This is a genomic window from Shigella sp. FC1967 (assembly GCF_001743005.1).
In the GTDB taxonomy this organism is placed as follows: Bacteria; Pseudomonadota; Gammaproteobacteria; order Enterobacterales; family Enterobacteriaceae; genus Proteus.
This window is the reverse complement of sequence record NZ_MIIZ01000593.1, coordinates 1-6,951: the sequence shown is the minus strand read 5'-3', so window position 1 is coordinate 6,951 and position 6,951 is coordinate 1. Positions and strand designations below refer to the sequence as shown.

The window sequence follows — 6,951 nt, the reverse complement described above, 5'->3', positions numbered from 1 at the left end:
TTTTTCACCTTTTAGACCACGAACACGGGCTGTTTTACCCGGATTACGCGCAGTACGTGTTGTTGAAATTAAAGAGAAGTCGATAGTACGTTCATCCATACTGACAGCTTCAACTTTCACTTCCACTTCATCGCCAAGGCGATAAACTTGTCCTGAAGACTCGCCAATTAAGCGTTGCCCTACATTATCATACTGATAGTAATCATTATTTAATGTAGAAACATGCACCAGACCATCAATAAACAGATCATTTAAGCGAACAAAGAAACCAAAGCCCGTTACGCTGGTAATAATACCGGTAAACTGTTGACCAATTTGATCCAGCATAAAGTCACATTTCAGCCAATCAGCCACATCTCGTGTAGCTTCATCAGCACGGCGCTCGGTTAAAGAGCAGTGCTCACCTAATTGCAACATGGTATCCATATCACTGTGGTAGCCACCTGTTGGGGTCCAACGTTGCGAACCGTGACCTTTTTCTTTCGCAATCTGATATTTAATTGCACGATGCAGAGCTAAATCAGGATAGCGACGAATTGGTGAGGTAAAGTGCGCATAAGATTTTAATGCTAAACCAAAGTGCCCACGATTTTCAGGATCGTAAATTGCCTGTTTCATTGAGCGCAAAATCATGGTTTGTAGCATTTCGCGATCAGGTCTATCTTCAACCTCTTTCATGACTCGCGCATAATCTGCTGGCTCTGGCGTTAAGCCGCCAGGCAACGTTAAACCGAGTTCATTAAAGACAGAGCGTAAATTCAGGACGCTGTCTTCTTTGGGTTTATCATGAATACGATAAAGTGCAGGTTCTTCATTTTTTTCAACAAAGCGAGCGGCTGCGATATTAGCAAGGATCATGCACTCTTCAATCAATTTATGTGCATCATTACGAACAACAGGCTCAATACGTTCAATTCGACGCTCTGCATTAAAGATAAACTTCGCTTCTTCTGATTCAAAACCAATCGCCCCACGTTGTTCACGTGCTTTATCTAATGCTTGGTATAACTCATACAGATGTTCAATATCTTTAACGATGGGCTTATAGTGTTCACGCAGTTCCTCATCACCTTGAATAATTTTCCACACTTTCGTGTAGGTCATTCGTGCATGAGAACTCATCACCGCTTCATAGAATCTATAAGAAGAAAGACGCCCTTGCTCAGAAACGGTCATCTCACAGACCATACACAAGCGGTCAACCTGTGGGTTTAATGAACACAATCCATTAGATAGAACTTCTGGCAACATCGGTACGACTTGAGAAGGGAAATAAACAGAGTTTCCTCGACTACGTGCTTCTGTATCTAATGCTGTTTGTGGGCGGACATAATAGCTAACATCAGCAATCGCAACCCATAAACGCCAGCCTCCCCCTTTTTTGCGCTGACAATAAACGGCATCATCAAAGTCTCGCGCATCTTCACCGTCAATAGTAATTAAAGGCAAATTACGTAAATCAACACGTCCTTCTTTAGCAGATTCAGGCACCTCTTCTTTTAAATCTGCCACTTCTTTTGTCACTTTTGCAGGCCATGTATACGGAATTTCATGAGTACGTAATGCGATTTCTACCGCAATACCCGTTCCCATAGTTTCACCTAAAATTTCGACGATACGGCCTACGGCTTGAGTGCGGCGAGTTGGCCTTGTTGTGATTTCAACAACCACCACATTTCCCATTCGTGCACCCATGATATCTTCTTTAGGAATAAGGATATCAAAGCTTAAACGGCTATCATCAGGGACGACAAATCCCATCCCTGACTCAATAAAATAGCGACCTACAATTTGGTTATTTCGTGGTTCAATAACACGAACAACACGACCTTCACGGCGACCTTTTCTATCCATACCTAAAGGTTGAGCAAGGATAACATCGCCATGCATTGTTTTTTTCATTTCATCTTGTGAAAGATAGAGGTCATCTTTTTGACCTTCTGCACGTAAAAAACCATAACCATCGCGGTGACCAATGACCTTGCCTTTCCATAAATCAAGGCGCTCAGGTAATGCGTAGCACTGGCGACGAGTAAAAACTAACTGACCATCACGCTCCATTGCTCTTAAACGGCGACGCAACGCTTCTAAGTCTTCTTCACCTGAAATTTTTAACGCTTGTGCTAAATCTTCACGGCTCATTGGTGCCGTGCGTTTTTTCATTTCTTCTAAAATATATTCGCGACTAGCAATTGGAGAGGCGTATTTTTCTGCTTCTCTATCCTGAAAAGGATCTTTTGACATTATGACCTCCAAGCTATCAGATTTGATGAAATAGTCGACTTAAACATCTTCTAATAACAATTTATATAAGGAGCTATTATTTTCAACTAGCTCTGCGAGTGTGTGACGGTCTAACTCTTTCAAAAACTGCTCAATCGCCTGATTCAACACTAATTTTAGTCGACACGCTGGGGTAATGTGACAAAACTCAGCACTACAGTTTACTAATGAAAGTGGCTCTAAAGCACGAACAACCTCACCCACAATGATGTCTGTTGCAGGCTTGCCTAAACGGATCCCTCCATTTTTACCACGAATAGCCTCAACAAAACCTAAATGGCTAAGTTGATTAATAATTTTCACCATATGGTTACGCGAGACACCATAGACTTGTGTCACTTCAGTGATACTCGTCATTTTGCCTTCTGGCAGTGAAGCCATATATATCAATGCCCGCAATCCATAATCTGTAAAACTGGTTAATTGCACAATGACCTCTGAAAAGTGTTTTTCCCTCTTAAAGTCATTAAGGGATAAGTAATTATTAATGAGAATATCATTTTATTAAGCAATATTATGTTTAATTTTTGGACATTTAGCAAAGATATGCTCAAAAGTGAGTGATTTCCCTCTCTCACTTGACTATTAACAAAATAATAGCGATATCACAGGCAAAGAAAAAGCGATACTGTCGATTTTCAACAGATCGCTTTTCTATTTCTGACATTACAGCAATAACATTGTCTTATTATTTCTACTCGTTACTGATAAAACAGAAGCAAAACCGAGTGTAACACTATCTTATCTTATGTGTGTAACGCGTATTTTTATCTCAATTTAACCAACAAACAGATACGAAAAAATCGCCCCTGTCATTTTCAGGGACGATTTTCACATCAAACCAATTTAATACAGATTATGCATCAAAGGGATGACGGAGAATGATCGTTTCTGAACGATCTGGACCAGTAGAAACGATATCAACAGGAACGCCCGTTAACTCTTCTACACGCTTGATATAGTTCAGAGCGGCTTGTGGCAGTTGAGCATGATCTTTCACACCAAACGTCGTTTCATTCCAGCCTGGCATTGATTCATAGATAGGTTCGATACCTTCCCAATCATCAGCGGCTAAAGGTGTGGTATCAATCACTTTACCGTTTGGTAAGCGATAACCTACACACAGTTTCACTTCTTTCAGACCATCTAACACATCCAGTTTAGTCATGCAGAAACCAGACAGTGAGTTGATTTGAACAGCGCGACGAATAGCAACGATATCTAACCAACCTGTACGACGGCTACGACCTGTGGTTGCACCAAATTCTTGGCCTTTCTCACGTAAGAAGTCACCCACTTCATCAAACAATTCAGTTGGGAATGGACCTGCACCTACACGAGTAGAGTAAGCTTTGATAATACCTAATACGTAACCAACATAGCGAGGACCTAAGCCTGAGCCTGTTGCCACACCACCAGCGGTTGTGTTTGAAGAGGTGACATACGGATAAGTACCGTGGTCGATGTCTAATAAAGTACCTTGTGCACCTTCAAACATCACTAACTCACCGTTTTGTGTTGCTTTGTACAGTAAGTCCGAAACATCAACAACCATACCTGTCAGAATATCAGCGATTGCCATGATATCGTCTAAGGTTTTTTGGTAATCAACAGGTTCAACTTTGTAGTAGTTGACCAGTTGGAAATTATGATACTCGATGATTTCTTTAAGTTTTTGTGCAAACGTTTCTTTATCAAATAGATCGCCAACACGTAAACCACGACGAGCCACTTTATCTTCGTAAGCAGGTCCAATACCACGGCCTGTTGTACCAATAGCTTTTTCGCCACGCGCTTTCTCACGCGCATTATCTAATGCAATATGATAAGGAAGGATTAATGGGCAAGCTTCAGACAGAAGTAAACGAGAGCGAACAGGAATACCACGATCTTCAAGTTGGGTCATTTCCTTCATCAGTGCTTCTGGCGATAAAACGACACCGTTTGCTATGATGCTAACAACATTTTCACGGAGAATGCCTGATGGGATTAAATGAAGAACGGTTTTTTCACCGTCGATGACTAGAGTGTGACCTGCGTTATGGCCACCTTGGTAGCGAACAACATATTTAGCGCGTTCTGTCAGCAAATCGACTATCTTGCCTTTGCCTTCGTCACCCCACTGGGTGCCCAATACGACAACGTTATTACTCATTTCAAAATACACTCGGTTGCTTAAAAAAGGATTCTACCATCTCAATTCAAGAGTTACAGTAGATTTTATCTAATTATGCCATCCCCGCTTTTAAGCAATAGATTATCTTGCCATTGTCAATATTTTTGCCCGAAAAATCCGCACCACAGACGTATTGTGAATTTTATCAACAGTTTTGATCGCAAAAACAGGAAGCAGAGTGACATAAAAGTGAAAATGGCGAAGAAGACGCTTCGGTATTGCCGAAGGTTTATCTTGAAATGCAATTTTCACTTTATACTATCCCAGCTAAAACCATTTTGGAAACCATTAAGCGTAAATTTTCATCTTTTTATGCACAATTATTTATTTCTTAGCCTAGTTACTAGATTTATCTTATTGATATCAAAAAAAATCCCCCACTTTTAAAGGTGGAGGATTTTATTATTTACTTAAACGGTTTAATACGTTCAGAAATTATTCTTCAATTGCTCGTGCTTTTGTTGGTGCTTTCATATAGCGTAAGAAATCACTATCTGGGCTTAACACCATGACGTCATTACCATCTTGGTTAAAGCTCTTTTCATAGGCACGTAAGCTACGAATGAAGGCATAGAAGTCTGGGTCTTGGTTGAACGCATCAGCAAATAGTTTAGTCGCTTGGGCATCACCTTCACCACGAAGACGTAATGATTCACGCTCAGACTCAGCAAGTGTCTCTGTTACCGTCTTATCCGCAGCAGCACGAATTTTCACAGCTTGCTCTTGACCTTGTGAACGATGACGACGAGCAACGGCTTCACGCTCTGCACGCATACGCTGATAAATCGCTTCCGAAACTTCCATAGGTAAGTTGATTTGCTTGATTCGAACGTCAATCACTTCAATACCTAATGCCGCCATACTGTTCATGTTGATAGCAGGAGCTTGACCTTTAGTTTCTTCAGCCACTTTTTTAGCAGCAATAGCGATTGCATCATCAGCAGCACTTGTATCACGAGAAGGTGTACCTTCATTCAGTGCATTACGAACATCAATGGTTAAACGACCACGAGAATCCGTAATAATTTGGTTCACGCTCATACGACCAATTTCAGAACGTAAACGGTCACTGAATTTACGACGCAATAATGTTTCTGCTTGCGTTGTATTACCACCACCTGTTGCCAAATAGTAAGTACTGAAATCACTGATACGCCATTTCAGATAAGAATCGACCAATAAGTCTTTATTCTCACCTGATAAGAAACGGTCTTGCTGGATGTTCATAGTTTGAATACGTGCATCCAGTTTTTTCACATTCTCAATAAATGGAATTTTAAAGTGAAGACCAGGTTCATAAACAACAGGTTTATTTTCAGCATCACGTACAACTTTCGCAAAGCGTAAAATAATACCACGCTCATACTGTTGAACGACAAACACAGAAGAGTACAACAACGCTAAAATAATAACTGCAACAACAGCGATAACTTTACGCATGATTATTGTCCTCCTTGATTATTGCCGTAAGGCTGACCATAACCGCCATTATGACTACCATATCCACCATTACCATAAGTCGTTGTTGCGGGTTTTTGTGCCGGTGCTGGATTTACAGTTGGAGCAGGTGTGCTAATACGCGCAGGCGCCTCAACTGTATTTGATGATGCGGATTGAGATTGCTGACGTAACATTTGCTCTAAAGGCAACACTAACATGCTGTTACCTTTATCATTAGCGATGACTTTACGTGTTTTTGATAGCACTTTTTCCATCGTTTCAATGTAAAGACGCTCGCGAGTAATTTCAGGTGCAGCACGATATTCAGGTAAGATTTTAGCAAAGCTTGCTACCTCACCTTCTGCTTTCATCACCACACTGGTTTTATAAGCCGTCGCTTCTTCAATCATACGTTGTGCGTTACCTTTTGCTAACGGTAACACTTCGTTTTTATAAGCCTCAGCTTGGCGAATAGTTTTTTGTTCTTCTTCTCGTGCCGCGATTACGTCATCAAATGCCGCTTTTACCGCTTCTGGTGGGCGAGCAACTTGGAAGTTGACGTCCACAATCGAGATACCCATGTTATAAGGACGAATAGTCTCTTCTAATTCTTGACGTGTTTGGTCACGAATTTCTGAACGATTAGAAGTCAGAATTTTTTCCATTTCTGAACGACCAATAACGCCACGGACTGCACTGTCAGTTGCCTGACCTAAGCTGTTAATTGGTGTTGTCAGGTTAAACAGGAATGTTTCTGGATCAGAGACAACATACTGCACGTTTATCTCAACTTGAACCATGTTTTCATCTGACGTTAACATCATGCCACCCGTGGTTAAATCACGGATAGTTTTTACGTTAACAGGCTGAACTTCATCAATGAAAGTCGGTTTCCAGTTCAGACCAGGTTCAACGATTTGGTAAAATTTACCAAAACGAGTCACTACGCCTTGTTCTGCCTCTTTGATAGTATAAAAACCACTTGCAGCCCAAACCACGACAACCGCACCTAATGCAAGAGAAATCAAAAGATTTCCAGCATTGCCACGGGG

At 41.1% G+C, this 6,951-nt stretch carries 5 protein-coding genes; all 5 read right to left on the bottom strand.

The window, feature by feature from the left end:
- The coding region (gene rnr, locus BHE89_RS06360) for a ribonuclease R (RefSeq protein ID WP_128860358.1) at window positions 1–2,244 on the bottom strand (2,244 nt) is incomplete at its 3' end.
- A 39-nt stretch (window positions 2,245–2,283) separates the two neighbouring features.
- A complete protein-coding gene (nsrR, locus tag BHE89_RS06355) occupies window positions 2,284–2,712 on the bottom strand; it encodes a nitric oxide-sensing transcriptional repressor NsrR (protein ID WP_036914714.1) in 429 nt (142 codons plus the stop codon).
- A gap of 427 nt (window positions 2,713–3,139) precedes the next feature.
- Window positions 3,140–4,438 (bottom strand): adenylosuccinate synthase, encoded by a 1,299-nt coding sequence (locus BHE89_RS06350; RefSeq protein ID WP_069369934.1) that lies wholly within the window; start codon window positions 4,436–4,438, stop codon window positions 3,140–3,142.
- 456 nt (window positions 4,439–4,894) lie between these two features.
- Window positions 4,895–5,899, bottom strand: coding sequence for a protease modulator HflC (gene hflC / locus BHE89_RS06345; RefSeq protein ID WP_069369876.1), 1,005 nt, complete (start codon window positions 5,897–5,899; stop codon window positions 4,895–4,897).
- Window positions 5,900–5,901: 2 nt separating this feature from the next.
- Window positions 5,902–6,951, bottom strand: a 1,050-nt coding sequence (hflK, locus tag BHE89_RS06340) for an FtsH protease activity modulator HflK (protein ID WP_128860357.1), incomplete at its 5' end; no start/stop codon positions are given.

Bases quoted from the DNA above. Each gene is read 5' to 3' on its own strand.
- BHE89_RS06350 (WP_069369934.1), bottom strand. From the start codon at position 4,438: ATGAGTAATAACGTTGTCGTATTGGGCACCCAGTGGGGTGACGAAGGC.
- hflC (WP_069369876.1), bottom strand. From the start codon at position 5,899: ATGCGTAAAGTTATCGCTGTTGTTGCAGTTATTATTTTAGCGTTGTTG.